The following is a 17,194-nucleotide window of genomic DNA, read 5'->3' as shown; positions in this document are numbered from 1 at the left end:
AAAAACCTCCTTCTATTTCAGCACGATCGGCCGTATAATCATAATAATTACGAAGCTTGCGACATCACGATATGTGGATGAACGATGCAGTTGTACTCACCGTCCGCTGACAGCGATGACGGATAAAAGCCAATGAGCACTTTTTTGACAGATGTCCATTGTTTTCCGTCCGACCATTGCACTTCGTCTGGCTTGATCGCTACGAGTAGCTGTTGCTCGACGCCAACGGCACGATACGGGACGAAACGTATTCGGCTCACCCATTCGCTCGGGATGTCATCTGTGTACGTCCGTTTTTGAATCATTTGTAAAACAGCTTGAGGGAAGAGGTGTGCGAACGATTGCAGTTCAACGATCATCACCGGTGTATTTGTTAACGGGTCACGCAATTGATTTCCGCTATCGACTAATCCTTTCAACGATACCGTTTGTCCGACACATGTCACACGCACATGAATGACATGTTCAAAGCGCAACTTTTTTTCCCGAATCGTTCCCATTTGCACTTTTGATAGTAGCCATAAAATCGGAAACATGATGATAACAAACAACCAGCTAATAGAAGTCGAATGTGTGAGCCATCCTGATGAATAAGGTGTCATTTCGCTTTCTAGCAAAAAGTGAAAGGCAACCATTCCTCCGCCAAGCATAAACGTTGCAAAATAAAAAGCGAGCACATTTTCAATAAAAAAACGAAAGCGATGGAAACCGAAACAAATCCAAACGATGAGAAAAGAGATGACGAGTTTCGTTACGAAATGAGATGTCATATAAGCAAAAGGAGTGAATACGAGCAAGACGAGCAGCGAGCCGAATAACGCAGAAAGCATAAGGCGCCATAAACGCACGCGGCGCTTTAGCATGATCGCTGCAAGCCATAGCAACATCGCATCGAAACAAAAATTTAATAACCATACGACATCGGCATAAATCAGCGGCATCCCCTCCCTATCTTGAAACATCTTGAAACTAGTATATAGCACTTCCAATAGAAAAGTGTGTCAAACGATGACGTCATTTCTTTAGAGATTTTGTCAAATGATCGAGTAGGAGGAGGTGATTAACCTCCGTCCTCTCACACCACCGTACGTACGGTTCCGTATACGGCGGTTCAATCAAGATAAGTGACGCAAGAATTCGTAACGCTCTTGTAGACTTTTGAGCCCTTGGTCATTCCAGTAGGAGTTTCCAAGGGTTTTGTGTAAGATGGGGCTATTTGAAATACGCCAGTATCCTTTCCGACTATTCCCCCATTCATAGGCTTTCCACGAAGGAACTCCCAATTTGATCAAGTTTCGCACCCTCGTTTTTGCTGTTTTCCAATTCTTCCACAAGCACATGCGAAGTCTTCGACGAATCCATCCATCTAGTTTCCGAAAGATTGATTTCGTATCCGCCAGCGCAAAGTATCCACACCATCCTAATACATACTGATTCAGTTTCTGAATCCGATATTCCATGGGATATGGCATTCTCCTAGAGGTGATTTCTCGTACTTTCTTTTTCATTCGTTTCAGGCTTTCTTTTGCGATTCGAACGTTTGGTTCCTTTGCGTTGGTGAAGCTAAATCCAAGGAATTTTCGTTTCCATGGACGGTCTACTGCCGACTTTTTCTCATTCACTTTCAAGCGGAGTTTGCGTTCAATGAATCGTTGAACGCTTGCCATTGTTCGTTCTCCTGCTCTTTTTGATTTTACGTAAATGTTACAGTCATCTGCGTAACGAACGAATTTATGTCCTCTCTTTTCTAATTCTTTATCCAACTCGTCAAGAACGATGTTTGAAAGGAGCGGACTTAATGGACCACCTTGTGGTGTCCCTTTTTCTGTACTTGAAACCACTCCATGAATCATGACACCCGACTGCAGGTATTTGCGGATTAATTTCAATAACGGTTTATCGTGGATTCTTTTCGCCAATGTGTTCATGAGTCTGTCGTGGTTGACCTGATCAAAGAACTTTTCTAAATCCATGTCTACAACCCATCGGTATCCCTCTTTGATATATCCTTGTGCTTTCCTCACTGCATCATGGGCGCTTCGATTTGGGCGAAAGCCATAGCTATGTTCAGAAAACATGGGGTCATATATCTTCGACAATACTTGGGCAATTGCCTGTTGAATCAAACGGTCTGTCACGGTTGGGATACCTAGTAACCGAACACCGCCATCATGTTTCGGGATTTCGACTCTTCGGACAGGCATCGGTTCATAGGTACCTTTGAGAATCGCCTCTTTGATGGACTGCCAGTTTTCGACGATATGCGTTCGTAGGTTTTGTACGGGCATCATATCTACTCCGTGGCTTCCCTTATTCTGTTCTACTCGTTTCAATGCGAGAAGCATGTTCTCCCGTGACAGGATTTGATTCAAAAGCATCGTTCTTCTTCCTTCCGTAAATAGCTGATCTTCTTATGCCAGTCGTCACTCCACCCTCCAACAGATCCCCCACGGGATTCACCGTTTCCTTTCTCTTGGTAGGTTCTATGTTTTCTGTGTTCATCATGACGAACTGAATGCCAAGGGCTATTTTCTCTTGATTGTTCAGTCCTTCCGAATCGTTCTAGACCGATTCGTACTATGACCTCTGCTGACTTCTGATGGTTCAGCTACCTATCACTAAGTAGGTTATGAAGCGTACTTCACGTATCCATCAGACCTCCTCGGGTAAGAGTGCAATCTTTCCTTCCATCTATCTGCTTCATTTACTCTGTATCACCTTCGGCAGAAAGGACTTTGTTTTGTCATGCAAACTCATCCAATGATACCTAGCCTTGTATGAAGTTCGTGTTCCTCAGACCGGAAGTTTGCCGCTCGCTTCCTTCAGATTCCGCGTCACCACGGACACCCTTGCGTTAAGCTAACTGCTACTTCTGCCTTCGCAGTTCGGGACTTTCACCCTAGAGATTGCACCCATGCCGAGCGCACATGAATAAAAAAACGCCCACGAGTCGTGAGCGTTTTTTTAACGGCGACGATTGCGGTTGCGCAAAAAAGCGGGAATGTCGAGCGGGTCTTCTACTTGTTGACCGCGCGTTGGCGGGTAGTCGACGACTGGCTCTTCTTTTTTCTCGCGCTTGACGCCAACCGTTGGTTTGACAACGGCTTGTCGCGTTGCTTTTGCTTGGTTAACTTCTTCGTTAAATCCTGTCGCGATGACAGTAACGATAATTTCGTCTTTTAAGTTTTCGTTAATGACGGAACCGAAAATCATATTTACATCTTGGTCGGCAGCGGATGCGACGATGTCGGCTGCTTCTTGCACTTCGTACAAGCTTAAATTCGTGCCGCCTGTAATATTCATTAACACCCCTTGTGCACCGTCGATCGACGTTTCTAGTAGCGGGCTTGAAATCGCCTTTTTCGCAGCTTCTGCCGCACGATTTTCCCCTGTTGCAACACCGATTCCCATAAGAGCAGAACCTTTATTTGACATAATTGTTTTCACATCAGCGAAGTCTAAGTTAATTAATCCCGGCACAGCAATTAAGTCGGAGATGCCTTGTACGCCTTGACGAAGCACGTTGTCTGCTTCACGGAACGCTTCTAACATCGGCGTATTTTTATCAACAATTTCTAATAAACGATCGTTCGGAATGACGATGAGCGTATCGACCGCTTCTTTCATTGCCGCAATGCCGCTTGCCGCCTGCATCGCACGCTTTCTTCCTTCGAACGTAAACGGTCGGGTGACGACGCCGACTGTGAGCGCACCTAAATCGCGCGCAATTTGAGCGATGACCGGAGCCGCCCCTGTTCCTGTTCCTCCGCCCATGCCGGCTGTAACGAATACCATATCAGCTCCTTTGAGCGCTTCTTCAATTTGTTCTTTACTTTCTTCTGCTGCTTTTTTTCCTACTTCTGGATTTGCCCCCGCACCTAATCCGCGCGTCAATTTCGCTCCAATTTGCAGTTTCGTTGGCGCTTTTGATAAGTTTAACGCTTGAGCATCTGTATTGACCGCAATAAATTCAACACCTTGGACTCCATGTTCAATCATGCGGTTGACAGCGTTGTTTCCACCGCCGCCGACGCCAATTACTTTAATTGTCGCTAACTGATCAACAGTCGTGTCAAACTCCAACATGACATAATCCTCCTAGCCATTCAAATTGTCATTCAAAAAAGTATCCGAAAAATTTCTTTACTTTCTGTCCTAAATGCTCTTCTTTTTGTTTCGGTTTCGCTGGCGCTTTATGCACCTTTTTTTCCGCTTGGAAATCGTTTGCCGCTCCGGAAGAAAGAACAGGAACGTCTCTTCCTTGCAGCTTCGCATTTTTATAAGAGAATTGAATGAAACCGACACCGTTTGTATATTGCGGATCGCGCACGCCAATATAATCTGGCATCGCCACGCGAACGGTATGGTTAAATATCGCTTCCGCAAGTTCTAATACGCCGGGCATATTGGCCGTACCACCAGTCAGCACATATCCGCCAGGCAAGTCGCGAAATCCGCGTCTCCGAATTTCTGCTTGTACCATTTGTAAAATTTCTTCTACCCGTGCCTCAATCATATCGGCAATTTCTAGCTGGGTAAATTGTTGATGTTGATCGGTGCCGATAATCGGAACGCTGAATACTTCTTCATCAGAAGCAAGATCGTAAAACGCATGTCCATGTTTTAGTTTAATGCGTTCTGCATCTTCTGTCGACGTGCGCATGCCGATCGATAAGTCTTTTGTAATATGTTCACCACCAATCGGAAGCACGGTCGTCGCTTGTAAAAATCCTTGTTCAAATACGGCAACCGTCGTCGAACCGCCACCGATATCAACGAGCGCAACACCTAAATTTTTCTCATCTTTCGATAGCGCAATCGAGGCTGCCGCCAGCGGTTGAAGACATACGTCAAGCACTTGTAATCCCGCTCGTTCTACACAACGAAGCACGTTATGTAAAGCGGTTTTTGATGCGGTAATCATCGTGCCTTCCATTTCTAGGCGAACGCCTAGCATGCCGCGCGGATCGTTAATTCCGTCAAGCCCATCGACGATAAACTGTTTCGGAATGACATCGATAATTTCGCGCTCTGGAGGAATAGAAACGACTTGTGCCGCTTCAATGACGCGCGTCACATCTTCATTTGTAATTTCTTTATTTTCGCTTGATACAGCAACAATGCCGTTGCACGGCTGAAGTTGAATATGATTGCCGTTCACTCCGACAATCGCGCCTTTAATCGTTACGCCGACCATGCGTTCTGCTTGTTCAACCGCTCGTTTAATGGATTGTACTGTTTCATCTATATCAATAATAGAGCCTTTTTTCAGCCCTTGCGATTTCACATTGCCGACACCGATAATGTTTAACTGATCATTGATCATTTCGCCAATGATCACTTTCACACTAGATGTACCGATGTCAAGACTAACATAAAAATCGTTGCTGTTCATTCTGGTGGCACCTCCTTTACAAAATGAACGTTGCTATGTATATCAACACTATATTCCACATTCGAACAGCATTCCCTTTTTTATGAGCGATTTTTTTGGCGGTTTTCTAACCATTTCGTCAGCAAAATTCGGCGGATGACAGCGATGTTTTGAAACAGGCGTACACCGAACGCAAATACAGCTGCTAAATACAAGTCTACACCAAGATGCACACCGAGAAAAGCTAAACTTGTTGCTAAAATAATATTAAAAAAAAATCCAGATACAAATACGTGCTCATCGTAAATATTTTGTAAATGGGCACGAATGCCGCCAATGAGCGTATCGAACGCCGCTAGCACAGCGATAGATAAGTAGCTCGAATATTCGCTCGGAATGCGCCAATCCGTCAACAATCCGAGCAGTATGCCGATCAGTAAACCGAGCCATGGAAGCCACATCATTTTTCACCTCCTAGCCTCTTCGACCGCTTCCATTTGTTTCACACGCACTGTGCCATCGTATGGAGAGATGACGACCCGTTGTTGTGGCTCTGAAACGGTAAGGAGCAAATTTTCAAGCGCAAAGTCATCGGCAATGGTTGATGCTTTTAGCCGATTGTACATTTTTTCAGCATCAGGGGTAATGACTTTTATTTCAATTGGAAAGGAGCGAAGCGGATACGAATCAACTTTCGTCACACCGTTAATGTCGCGAATGACCGTTGTGTTAACAAAACGTTGATCAGCAATCGATAGATGTTCAGCTCCGTACATATTTAATTCGTTAATTAGCCGGCGCAGTAAATCTGCGGGTATCGTATCGCTAACCGGACCGACGTATGATTCATCATACATTTGCTCAATATAAAGCACGACCCCTTCACCGACAACTTCTGTCAGTCCCGCCTCTTTTTTCAACTCCTCTACCGTTTGACGCAAAATAGCCCCTTTATTTTCTGAACGTTGCTGTTCGTATTTTTCTAACGTCTCTTCATATTTTCGAATTTCATTTAACAGCTGTTTATGTAACTCTTGTTCTTTTTGTAAATCTCGTCGTATTTCCCATATGTCACGCGTATCGCGCACATCAGGCTCTTGGCTCGTCTGAAATTGGATTGCCAACATAAAGCCGATAATAAGCGAAACAAGCGTAAAATGCCATATCGTTTTTCGCGTCAACATCGCCCCTCCTTTTATTTTTGCATAATCGGTTCCATCGTCACTTCTGACTTTTCTACAATATCAACAACAATATGATCGCTCGTCAATTGGTCTTTGACGCCGCCAGCAATTGTTAACGCTTGAATGAGCACGTTCGGATCGCCGATCGCTTCAATGACAAACGGAGCTGGATGCTGTGTGCCATCAATTTCAATGACCGGACCGTTACAAACGATGTACGAACGATGCGACAGTCTCTGCCCGTTAATTGCCACCGCTGATGCTCCAGCAATCCATAGTTCGTTGACAACTTGAAATACGTGTTGCTCATGAACGATGTAGTTTGTCGCATTCGCTTCAGAAGGGATGTACGACGCGTCGGATAACGTCACTTCCACCCCTTTTCCTTTTACCTTTACTTTTCCGAGATACATGCGCAATCGTTCCGCATCTTCGACGAGGTTAAAATACACTTGTTCTTCGTTCGCTAGCTCTTTTTCCATTTCACGCACACGTTGTTGTTTGTTAAATAGTTCCGCTTGCAGTTTGCGGTTTTGTTCTTGTTGCTCAATCAGCTGCTCGCGATATTCGTACCCTTTATTCCATTGGCGTTCTAGTTGACGGTTAGCCGTTTCTTTTTTGGCCATTTGGTAGGAGAGGACTAACATAAAGCCTAAAACTAAGCAAACGAACGATAAAACGACGTGGTTACCGTTCATTTTCATCTTTTTCATTCCCTTCATCCGCTTCGTACGGCTTGAAATATATGCTCATCTCTAGATGCAGAACACCTTTCACCCCCGGTTGCAACTGGCTGACAATGGAAGGATAATGAACGATTTTTTCCGCAAAACGGTCAATCGTCGCACTTACTTCTATGCCATCATTCATATAGACGGTAATATGTCTTCGATCAGATGGGCTTGGGGTGTAATGAATTTCTGAAATGAGGTTTAAAATCGAACTTGGCGTATGTGCCAATTGGGTAGCCATATCTTGAATAGCGTCCCCTTCTTTCCATCCGATTAAGATCGGGGCATCGCTCGGAATCGCCCGTTTGACATCCGTTAACACTTTTCCATTCTCTAAAATCGGCAGAAACGAATGCTTGTCCAAAATGTAAGCGATGCGCTTTCGTTCGACGATCACGATGTCAATGCGATTCGGAATTCGTTTTTTCACGCTTACTTCTTTCACTTCTGGATGTTGTTGAATGCGCTGTTCGACTTCGTCTTTTTTTACTTTCCAAAAACTTGTTTTTTTCGTCACACCGCTTAATTGAATGACATCTTGAGAAGCGATATGCCGATTCCCTTCCACGTGGATGACCGCGACATTGCTAAGCGGCGACTGGGCATAAATGACCGCTAACAAAAGCATAAAAAATAGAGCGATATATACAATGAGCAAGCGATTCGCGCGCTGTCTTCGCTGCTCCTTTAACTTTGGTACACGTTCTTCAAGAACAACAACTTTTCCTTTTTCCATTCACTCCACCTCGGTCGATGGACCAAATCAAAATAACAAGAAAACTAACGGTGCACGTCAGCAACCGTTAGTTCATTGTTTCAACATTTATTATAGCATAATATAGAAAAAATTAGGATGGGGAAAATGTATTACTTCCGCCCAACAATTTCAACTTCTGTTTGCAACGAAACACCGTATAAGTCGTAAATGGTTTTTTTCACGTAATCGATGAGCTCGAGCACATCTTTTGCCGTCGCTCCGCCCGCATTCACAATAAAATTCGCATGTTGTTCCGAAATTTTTGCCCCACCGATCGTATAGCCTTTTAATCCTGCTTTTTCAATTAACTGTCCGGCGTATTGAGGGAGCGGATTGCGGAAAATGCTTCCGGCGCACGGATAGTTCCACGGTTGTGTTTCGCGGCGATAATCTTTATTTTTTTGCATCGCTGCGACAATTTCGTCGCGGTTTCCTTTTTTCATTTCAAGTGTTGCTGCGACACAAATGCCTTTACGTTTTGTTTGTAAAACGGATGTGCGATACGAAAATTCCATTTCTTCATTCGTCAACCATTCGATCGTCCCATCTTCAAATAAAATTTGTGCTTTTTTGACGATGCGCGACATATCAGAACCGTGAGCGCCCGCATTCATATATACCGCCCCGCCGACCGATCCTGGAATGCCTCCAGCAAACTCAAGTCCAGACAATCCTTGTTTACTAATGACTGTCGCCAGTTTAATAAGCGAATAGCCACCGCCAACCGTCACTTCTGTCCCGTCTATTTGTAAGTCGTCTAATCCTTCGCCAAGTTTAATGACGACGCCTTCAATGCCTTCGTCTAGCACGAGCAAGTTCGAACCGCGGCCGATCGCACGCCAACGGACGTTATATTTTTTCACGATTTCCATCGTCTTTTTTAAACGATCGATATTTTTCGGCTCCACGAACAAGTCAGCTGGTCCGCCGATTTTCATTGTCGTATGATTTGCCATTCGTTCGTTCTCTTTCACCGTTCCAACGTTTGCTTCAAGCAGCTCTTCACGTAGTTTTTCCAATGGCCTACCTCCTCTACCTCTTTCCTATATCGTATGCAACTTATGAAATGATCTCCACCATGAGGCGATATAAACGTTGTGCCGCATCGCGAATGCCTAATTGAAATGCCGCTTCTTTCATTTTTGTCAACGTTTGTTCGTCTAGCAATATGCGATCGATATCTTCAAGCAAGCGCACGCCCGTCAATTCGTCTTCTAAACGGACGATCGCTGCTCCTTTTTTTTCAAGCGCCCGGGCATTTTTTTCTTGATGATTATTTGTCACATATGGGCTTGGGATTAAAATGCTCGGGATGCCGAGCGCGGTAATTTCTGCAAGCGTCGTTGCGCCCGCGCGAGCGACGATCACATCTACCCCTGCCAATACTTCTGGCATGTTATGAATGAACGGACGAATGATGACGTTTGAAGGATTGCCGACGTCGCTTACCGCCTTTATTACTTTATCATAATGAACGTCACCTGTAACATATAAAAATTGGTACGGTTTTTGTTCGACTTGTTGTAGCACTTGTAAAAACGCCTCGTTTATCGGGCGCGCCCCACGACTTCCGCCAACAATGAGCACCGTCTTTTTTTTCTCATCTAACCCGAGCGATCGTTTCGCCTCTCGCCCATCTTTTCCTACGACTTCCGAAGCGCGCGGGTTTCCAGTTAACGCGACTTTTTCAGCCGGAAAATATTGTTTTGTTTCTTCAAAGCAAATGGCAATTTTATGAACATAGCGGCTTAAAAATTTGTTCGTCAATCCCGGAATGCTATTTTGTTCGTGAATGATCGTCGGAATGCCTAGTTTAGCTGCCGCATACACGACAGGTCCGCACACGTAGCCCCCCGTACCGAGCACAACGTCCGGCTCATATTGTTTCAACAGTTTTTTACACGTGCGCACACTTTTAATAAAGCGAGCGATTGTTTTGGCGTTTTCAAAAGATAAGCTACGCTTGAATCCGCTAATGTCAATCGCATAAAACGGAATGTTTTCTCTTGGAACGATCGTACTTTCTAATCCTTTTTTCGTCCCGATATATAATACATCAACGTTTGGGTGTTGTTTTTTCACCTCGTGAATGAATGAAAGAGCGGGATAAATATGCCCGCCTGTTCCGCCACCACTAACTACAATTTTCATTGTTTTCCCCCTCTCGAAAGTAACAGAAGAAGCTGACTTCCATGAAGTCAGCCTTTAATATCGCGCGTAACGGCTAATGTTTAACAAGACGCCAATCGCCATAAGCATGAGCGTCAAAGATGACCCTCCATAGCTTAAAAACGGCAACGTAATGCCTGTCACCGGCATTAATCCGGTCACCACTCCGATATTAATCATCACTTGAATCGCAATCATCGCGATAATGCCGACAGCTAAAAAACTGCCGTACAAATCCGGTGCTCCTAAAGCGATGCGAATGCCGCGCCAAAGCAATAAACTAAACAAAAGCAAAACGAGCGAACCGCCGATAAATCCGAGTTCTTCCGCTAAAATGGCAAAAATAAAGTCCGTTTGCGGCTCAGGTAAGTAAAAAAACTTTTGCCGGCTTTGCCCTAATCCGAGCCCGAATAGCCCACCCGGTCCGATCGCATAAAGCGATTGAATGATTTGAAAACCGCTTCCTAACGGATCTTCCCACGGGTTTAAAAACGACGTGATGCGTTTGATGCGATACGGGGCAGATAACACGAGCCCGGCAAACCCTGCCAATCCAAGCAAACCGAGAACGACAAAATGACTCATGCGCGCGCCAGCAACAAAAATCATGACGACGCACGTGCCGACCATCACCGTTCCTGTTCCTAAATCAGGTTGCAACATAATCATGGCAAACGCGATAAAAACGAGCGTCAATGATGGGAGTAACCCTTGTTTAAACGACGCGATTTTTTTTTGATTTTCAGATAAATATTTCGCTAAAAATGCGATCATCGCCATTTTCATAAATTCAGATGGCTGAATGGAAAACGCGCCGACACCGATCCAGCTTCGCGAACCGTTGCGCACCATGCCGATGCCTGGAATTAAGACGAGAACGAGAAGAATGAAACAAACGATAAGCAACACTTTCGCCCACGTGCGCCACGTCCAATAGTCGATGTTCATGAAAAAAAACATCGCAACGATACCAACCGCTGCAAATAGCAACTGACGCTTCGCAAAGAAAAACGAATCGTGAAACTTGTAGTCCGCCCAAATGGCGCTTGCGCTATACACCATAATGAGCCCGATCGCTAACAACGAAAACGTGATGATCATTAACAAAAAATCAGGTGCAGACTTTTTTCCATGCAATGCGGAACACCTCAATTTACTTAAAATTCGTCTTATTTAAGCTTATGCACCGCATGTACAAACATGTCCCCACGCTGTTCGAAAGTTTTATATTGATCCCAACTTGCACAAGCTGGCGACAGTAAAATAACATCGCCCGGCGACGACCATTCATATGCGGCAAAAGCTGCTTGTTCCACATTATCGACACGTTTCACTTGCTGTATTCCTGCTTCACGCGCCACACGTTCAATTTTCGGTGCTGTCTGTCCGAACGTCATGACCGCTTTTACATGGTTTAAATACGGCAATAGTTCATCAAATTCATTGCCGCGATCTAAGCCGCCCGCAAGTAAAATGACCGGCTCATGAAAAGCGCTTAACGCCTTTTGTGTCGCCAATATGTTTGTCGCCTTCGAATCGTTATAAAATTTTCGGCCGTTTATTTCAGCGACAAATTGCAGTCGATGTGGGACACCTGTAAACGTCTTTAATACACGGCAAATCGAATCGTTGTCTGCACCCGCTAGTTTTGTTGCCGCAACAGCTGCTAATATATTTTCGATGTTATGCGCCCCTCGTAACGCCACATCTCGGACATCAATAATTCGCTCGTCATGAAAATAAATGGCTCCTTCTTTCACTGTTGCCCCGTATGCTAATGGCGTTTTAGCGGAAAACAGCACTTTTTGCGCGCGGCTTTTCTCCGCCAATTGCATCACAATTGGATCGTCGGCGTTGACGATGGCGTAGTCGGTTTCCGTTTGGTTTTTAAAAATGTTTCCTTTCGCTTCCGCATACGCTTCTTTCGTCCCATGGTAGTCTAAATGCGCATCAAAAATGTTTAACAACACCGCGATGTGCGGGCGAAAGCGAATCGTCCCAAGCAGCTGGAACGAAGATAATTCCATGACGATGACGTCATCTTTTGTCGCTTGTTTTGCGACTTCGCACGCGACCGTTCCGATATTTCCTGCGATGAGCGGCCGGCGTTTCGCTTCTTGCAATATATGAAAAATGAGCGTCGTCGTCGTCGTTTTTCCGTTTGAACCTGTAATGCCGATGATCGGCGCTTCTGACGTTTCATAAGCAATTTCCACTTCGGTAATGACTGGGATATGTTTGTCAAGCGCTTTTTGTACAAGTTCGTTCGCGTACGGAATGCCCGGATTTTTTACAACGAAATCAAACGGCTCGTCAAGCAATTCAAGCGGATGCCCGCCGCATACGAGGCGAATGCCAAGCGCTTCTAGCTCCCGTCTTTGTTGTTCACTCGGTTCATTTCGATCATTGACGACGACATCGGCACCGAGCTCGCGAAGCCGTTTCGCCGCTGCCCATCCGCTTTTTGCTAAACCTAATACAAACACTTTTTTTCCGTTATACATCATACCCACACCTCAATATAAATTCCTAAGATGGCAAATAGTAAGCCAACCGCCCAAAACGTCACAACAACACGCCATTCAGACCAGCCGATTAATTCGTAATGATGATGAAGCGGGCTCATACGAAATACGCGTTTTCCTGTCGTTTTAAACGAAATGACTTGAATGATGACAGATAACGTTTCGATAACAAATACACCGCCGATAATAACTAATAATATTTCAAGCTTCGTTAAAATCGCAACGGCGACAATTGCCCCGCCAAGCGCAAGCGAGCCGGTATCGCCCATAAACACTTTTGCAGGATGCGCGTTAAATACGAGAAATCCAAGCACCGCACCGACAACGGCGACGCTAAAAATAGCGACATCGTATTGCCCTTGGTTCCATGCCAATACAGCATATGCGCCAAACGCGATCGCCGCTGTTCCCGCAAGCAAGCCGTCCAACCCGTCTGTTAAGTTGACCGCATTCGAACCGCCGACAAGCATAAAAATGATTAACAAAATGTAGGCAACCCCTAAGTCAAACGAATAATCTGTTCCTGGAATTGCCACGACGGTTGAAATGCCATAACGTTGAAAGAAAAAGTAAAAGATGAGCGCGATAAGCAATTGCCCAGCTAGTTTTTGTTTGCTCGTTAAGCCAAGGTTGCGTTTCATAACCACTTTAATGAAATCATCAACAAATCCGAGCAAGCCGTAGCCTATCGTCACAAACAACAATAAGTACGTTTGCGCCGTCCGCTCAAAAAACATGTCGCTCATGACGAGCGTGGCAATAGAAAGCGAAATTAAAATCATTAATCCGCCCATCGTTGGCGTCCCTGATTTTTTTTGATGGGACTTTGGTCCTTCCTCACGAATGCTTTGCCCAAATTTTAATCGCCTTAAAAACGGAATGAACATGGGCGATAATACGACCGTAATAATAAAAGCAAGCCCTGCCGTAAACAAAATAACTTTCTCGTTCATGATCGTTGCACCTTCCTCATCTCCTATTTATCTTTTCTTCGTTGAATAGCTTCGCGTGCGACGACACGATCATCGAAATATAACACGTCTTTGCCAATAATTTGATACGTTTCATGCCCTTTTCCCGCGATTAAAACGACATCGCCTTCTTTCGCTTGCTCAATCGCATACGTAATCGCCTCTTTTCGATCGACGATACATACGACATCTTCTTTTACCCCTTGCTTCATATCACTTAAAATAGCCATCGGGTCTTCTGAGCGCGGATTATCGGATGTAAAAATCGGCACATCGCTATATTGGACAGCGATTTGTGCCATCAATGGCCGCTTCGTCCGATCGCGATCTCCACCGCAGCCAACGACGACAAATATGCGCTTTTTCGCAAACTGCCGAATCGTTTGCAACACATTTTCTAAACTATCTGGCGTATGGGCGTAATCAACGATCACTGTAAACGGCTGCCCGGCGTCAACGACTTCAAAGCGGCCCGGAACGCCTTCCATGTCGGCGATCGCTTCAACAATCGTCGCAAGCGGAATGTTCGAAACGAGACAAGCGCCCACAGCGGCTAACATGTTATACACGTTAAACATGCCGATCAGTTTCGTTTTTATTTGTACCGTTTCGGTCGGTGTGACGAGTTGAAACGCCGTGCCGCTCGTTGTCATTTCAATATTTTTCGCCATGATGTCGCTTTTTTGATGAATGCCGTACGTAACAACGTGGGCCGCTGTACTTTTTTTGTATTCTTCGGAAGCCGCATCGTCTGCATTCAATATCGCAAATTTTGGACGTTGATAGTCAAAACGGTTGCCGAGCTGTGCAAACAATAACCCTTTCGACCAACGATAATGGTCCATCGTTTGATGGTAATCTAAATGATCTTGCGTTAAATTCGTAAACACAGCGACATCAAAATCGCAACCATGCACCCTCCCCATATGTAGCGCATGTGAAGATACTTCCATCGCAGCGACGTCCACATCGGCATCGACCATTTTACGAAACATTTTTTGCAAAACGAGCGATTCAGGTGTCGTATTGTTTACATCATACGTCTCATCGCCTATTTTCATGTTAATCGTACCGATGAGCCCGGTTTTTTTTCCAGCATGACGACATATACGTTCAATGAAATGCGTCGTCGACGTTTTTCCGTTCGTCCCTGTCACCCCGATTAAATGAAGATGATGCGTCGGCTGACCGTAAAACGCATCAGCTAACACCGCTAATGCTCGCCGGCTGTCGTTTACATAAATGACCGGCACAGGTAATGTGAGCGGTCGTTCCGCAATGATCGCTACTGCTCCGCGCGCCACCGCTTGTTCAGCAAAATCATGCCCGTCTACTGTAAATCCTTTGATACATACAAACAAAGAGCCTTGTTTCACTTCTCTTGAGTCCATTTCAATCGATGTAATCGTTGGATTTTCTGTTACGAGCGGGGGAAAGTGATGTAAATGTTGAAGCAACGTTTGTAACTTCATGCCGATCGTTCCTTTCTTTTTTTCTTATATAAACAGAAAAAGAAGCCATGAGGATACTTCCTCTAGGCTTTACCGTTTCGTTCCAAAATAAACCCGGATCGTCGCTCCTTCTTTCACTTTGACTCCAGGCTTCGGCGCCTGTTCAATGACCGTATCACCTTCGCCACTACCATCTAATTTTAAGTGAAAAAGCTGTTGTTGCAAATCTTTTTTTGTTAAGCCGATTAAATTCGGCACTTCTACATAGCGCACATCGAGCCACGTCGTTTCTTTTTCAATTTGTTGTTTACGCGGTTTTACACCGAGCGCCCGTAAGCTATCTTCCATAATATTTCCAACAATCGGAGCGGCGACGACGCCCCCAAATTGCACCGTTCCTTTCGGATTATCGACAGCGACATATACAACCATTTGTGGATCATCGGACGGTGCAAATCCGATAAAGGAAACGATATGGTTATCTTTTAAATATTGACCGTCTTTCGCTTTTTGTGCCGTACCTGTTTTACCGCCGACGCGGTAGCCATCGACGAACGCCCCCTTGCCCGTCCCTTGCGCCACAACGCTTTCAAGCGCATAGCGAATTTGCTTGGACGTTTCCTCGGAAATAACTCTCCGTTTTGCTTTCGGCGTTTGACGCTGCACGACTTCCCCTGTGACCGGATCGAGCCATTCTTTTGCAATGTACGGTTGATATAAAATGCCACCGTTTACCGCCGCTGCGACCGCTGCGACTTGTTGAATCGGTGTAACAGCTACGCCTTGCCCGAAAGCAGTCGTCGCTTGTTCGACCGGTCCGACGCGATGGAGCGGAAACAAAATGCCTTTCCCTTCTCCTTGCAAATCGATGCCTGTTTTTTCACCAAAGCCGAACGCGCGAATATATTGAAATAGTTTTTCTTTGCCAAGCCGTTCACCGAGTTCAACGAATCCGGGGTTGCACGAGTTTTGCACAACTTCAAGAAACGTTTGATCGCCATGACCGCCACGCTTCCAACAATGAAGCGTCGCTCCAGCTACTTTCACATATCCCGGATCGTAAAAATGTTCTTTCAATAAATCGACTTTTTTTTCTTCTAATGCCGCCGCAAGCGTAATAATTTTAAACGTCGATCCCGGTTCATACGTGCTCCAAATCGGCAAGTTACGGTTAAAAATTTCAGGAGGAACGTTTTGAAAATCGGCAGGGTCAAACGTCGGACGGCTTGCCATCCCTAAAATTTCTCCGTTGTTCGGATTCATCGCAATCGCAATGATGCCATCTGGACGATACGTCGCTTCTGCGATCGTGAGCTCCCGTTCCAAAATCGTTTGGACGCGCGTGTCAATCGTCAACTTTAAGTCAAGACCATCCACAGGCGGTGTGTATGCATCTGCCATTCCCGGCATGCGCTTTCCTTTCGCATCGGAATAAAATTGAACCGACCCTGGTTTACCGCTTAACTGTTTATCGTAATAAAGTTCTAAACCCATTAATCCTTGATTGTCAATGCCTGCAAACCCAAGCACGTGCGATAAATAGCTTCCAAACGGATAGTAACGTTTCGAGTCTTCCGCAATATATACCCCTTTCATCCCTAAGTCACGAATTTGTTTTGCTTGCTCATTTGAAATTTTCCGCCCTTCTGGATGAATGCGTTCAATGGACGTTTTTTTCGTCACATGTTTATATGCTTTTTCGACCGGCATATTTAATATGCGTGCCAGTTCATTCGCGACTTCAGATGGGTTTTCAATTTGTCTTGGAACGACGAGCACAGACGGGGCGCTCACGTTTGTCGCTAAAGGCACCCCGTTGCGATCGACGATTTCTCCGCGCTCTGGCTCAAACGGAATATTTCGGCTCCATAAATCTTTCGCTCGTTCCGTTAACATATCTCCTAAAACGAATTGCACATAACCGAGACGTATATCAATAATCGCAAAAATGAGAAATCCGATCAACAAAACGGCCGTTAATCGCTTGCGAACGGTCACCGCGCGCATATCGTAGAACCTCCTTATATGTTTC

General features: G+C 45.2%; 15 protein-coding genes. All 15 read right to left on the bottom strand.

The genetic code is table 11. The features are described 5' to 3' along the window. Window positions 1-47 precede the first annotated feature (47 nt). Window positions 48-941, bottom strand: coding sequence for a sigma-E processing peptidase SpoIIGA (spoIIGA, locus tag ACPF7I_RS05120; RefSeq protein ID WP_430744400.1), 894 nt, complete (start codon window positions 939-941; stop codon window positions 48-50). Between the two features lie 174 nt (window positions 942-1,115). Beyond that, window positions 1,116-2,378, bottom strand: coding sequence for a group II intron reverse transcriptase/maturase (gene ltrA, locus ACPF7I_RS05115; protein WP_430744401.1), 1,263 nt, complete (start codon window positions 2,376-2,378; stop codon window positions 1,116-1,118). Window positions 2,379-2,964: 586 nt separating this feature from the next. After that, window positions 2,965-4,086, bottom strand: a complete 1,122-nt coding sequence (gene ftsZ / locus ACPF7I_RS05110; RefSeq protein WP_043963600.1) for a cell division protein FtsZ — start codon at window positions 4,084-4,086, stop codon at window positions 2,965-2,967. Between the two features lie 28 nt (window positions 4,087-4,114). Beyond that, the gene (gene ftsA, locus ACPF7I_RS05105; protein ID WP_430744402.1) at window positions 4,115-5,395 is read right to left on the bottom strand and encodes a cell division protein FtsA; all 1,281 of its coding nucleotides are present in this window, start codon (window positions 5,393-5,395) and stop codon (window positions 4,115-4,117) included. 80 nt (window positions 5,396-5,475) lie between these two features. Beyond that, window positions 5,476-5,835, bottom strand: a complete 360-nt coding sequence (locus ACPF7I_RS05100; RefSeq protein ID WP_430745972.1) for a small basic family protein — start codon at window positions 5,833-5,835, stop codon at window positions 5,476-5,478. Between the two features lie 6 nt (window positions 5,836-5,841). Next, window positions 5,842-6,558: a DUF881 domain-containing protein gene (locus ACPF7I_RS05095; protein ID WP_430744403.1), complete on the bottom strand. Its 717-nt coding sequence runs from the start codon at window positions 6,556-6,558 to the stop codon at window positions 5,842-5,844. An 11-nt stretch (window positions 6,559-6,569) separates the two neighbouring features. Next, a complete protein-coding gene (locus ACPF7I_RS05090) occupies window positions 6,570-7,262 on the bottom strand; it encodes a DUF881 domain-containing protein (RefSeq protein WP_430744404.1) in 693 nt (230 codons plus the stop codon). Continuing rightward, window positions 7,246-8,025, bottom strand: a complete 780-nt coding sequence (locus tag ACPF7I_RS05085; RefSeq protein WP_430744405.1) for a cell division protein FtsQ/DivIB — start codon at window positions 8,023-8,025, stop codon at window positions 7,246-7,248. Before ACPF7I_RS05085 ends, ACPF7I_RS05090 begins: the two co-directional genes overlap by 17 nt. 131 nt (window positions 8,026-8,156) lie before the next feature. Further along, window positions 8,157-9,065, bottom strand: coding sequence for a UDP-N-acetylmuramate dehydrogenase (gene murB, locus ACPF7I_RS05080; protein WP_430744406.1), 909 nt, complete (start codon window positions 9,063-9,065; stop codon window positions 8,157-8,159). Between the two features lie 40 nt (window positions 9,066-9,105). Further along, entirely contained in the window at window positions 9,106-10,197 is a 1,092-nt protein-coding gene (murG, locus tag ACPF7I_RS05075; RefSeq protein WP_430744407.1) for an undecaprenyldiphospho-muramoylpentapeptide beta-N-acetylglucosaminyltransferase, read from the bottom strand. Between the two features lie 54 nt (window positions 10,198-10,251). Beyond that, the gene (gene spoVE / locus ACPF7I_RS05070; protein ID WP_430744408.1) at window positions 10,252-11,352 is read right to left on the bottom strand and encodes a stage V sporulation protein E; all 1,101 of its coding nucleotides are present in this window, start codon (window positions 11,350-11,352) and stop codon (window positions 10,252-10,254) included. A 32-nt stretch (window positions 11,353-11,384) separates the two neighbouring features. Next, on the bottom strand, window positions 11,385-12,722 hold the full coding sequence (gene murD / locus ACPF7I_RS05065; protein ID WP_430744409.1) for a UDP-N-acetylmuramoyl-L-alanine--D-glutamate ligase: 1,338 nt from the start codon (window positions 12,720-12,722) through the stop codon (window positions 11,385-11,387). Then, window positions 12,719-13,693 (bottom strand): phospho-N-acetylmuramoyl-pentapeptide-transferase, encoded by a 975-nt coding sequence (gene mraY / locus ACPF7I_RS05060; protein ID WP_430744410.1) that lies wholly within the window; start codon window positions 13,691-13,693, stop codon window positions 12,719-12,721. The genes murD and mraY overlap by 4 nt, the downstream gene beginning before the upstream one ends. Before the next feature lie 23 nt (window positions 13,694-13,716). After that, window positions 13,717-15,183 carry a UDP-N-acetylmuramoyl-L-alanyl-D-glutamate--2,6-diaminopimelate ligase gene (locus tag ACPF7I_RS05055; protein WP_430744412.1) on the bottom strand — a complete coding sequence of 489 codons (1,467 nt, stop codon included), beginning with the start codon at window positions 15,181-15,183 and terminating at the stop codon, window positions 13,717-13,719. Window positions 15,184-15,252: 69 nt separating this feature from the next. Next, the gene (locus tag ACPF7I_RS05050; protein WP_430744414.1) at window positions 15,253-17,169 is read right to left on the bottom strand and encodes a stage V sporulation protein D; all 1,917 of its coding nucleotides are present in this window, start codon (window positions 17,167-17,169) and stop codon (window positions 15,253-15,255) included. Window positions 17,170-17,194: the final 25 nt, after the last annotated feature.

The sequence above is a fragment of the Anoxybacillus dikiliensis genome, from assembly GCF_050613275.1.
Taxonomy (GTDB): domain Bacteria; phylum Bacillota; class Bacilli; order Bacillales; family Anoxybacillaceae; genus Anoxybacillus.
Note: the sequence above shows the minus strand (reverse complement) of the source record. Positions and strands in the feature narration are given on the sequence as shown.

Coding starts and splice junctions, on each gene's coding strand:
- ACPF7I_RS05050 (WP_430744414.1), bottom strand. CDS start 17,169: ATGCGCGCGGTGACCGTTCGCAAGCGATTAACGGCCGTTTTGTTGATC.
- ACPF7I_RS05100 (WP_430745972.1), bottom strand. CDS start 5,835: ATGTGGCTTCCATGGCTCGGTTTACTGATCGGCATACTGCTCGGATTG.
- ACPF7I_RS05085 (WP_430744405.1), bottom strand. CDS start 8,025: ATGGAAAAAGGAAAAGTTGTTGTTCTTGAAGAACGTGTACCAAAGTTA.
- ACPF7I_RS05095 (WP_430744403.1), bottom strand. CDS start 6,558: ATGTTGACGCGAAAAACGATATGGCATTTTACGCTTGTTTCGCTTATT.
- ftsZ (WP_043963600.1), bottom strand. CDS start 4,086: ATGTTGGAGTTTGACACGACTGTTGATCAGTTAGCGACAATTAAAGTA.
- ACPF7I_RS05090 (WP_430744404.1), bottom strand. CDS start 7,262: ATGAAAATGAACGGTAACCACGTCGTTTTATCGTTCGTTTGCTTAGTT.
- spoIIGA (WP_430744400.1), bottom strand. CDS start 941: ATGCCGCTGATTTATGCCGATGTCGTATGGTTATTAAATTTTTGTTTC.
- ftsA (WP_430744402.1), bottom strand. CDS start 5,395: ATGAACAGCAACGATTTTTATGTTAGTCTTGACATCGGTACATCTAGT.
- ACPF7I_RS05055 (WP_430744412.1), bottom strand. CDS start 15,183: ATGAAGTTACAAACGTTGCTTCAACATTTACATCACTTTCCCCCGCTC.
- murD (WP_430744409.1), bottom strand. CDS start 12,722: ATGATGTATAACGGAAAAAAAGTGTTTGTATTAGGTTTAGCAAAAAGC.
- ltrA (WP_430744401.1), bottom strand. CDS start 2,378: ATGCTTTTGAATCAAATCCTGTCACGGGAGAACATGCTTCTCGCATTG.
- mraY (WP_430744410.1), bottom strand. CDS start 13,693: ATGAACGAGAAAGTTATTTTGTTTACGGCAGGGCTTGCTTTTATTATT.
- murG (WP_430744407.1), bottom strand. CDS start 10,197: ATGAAAATTGTAGTTAGTGGTGGCGGAACAGGCGGGCATATTTATCCC.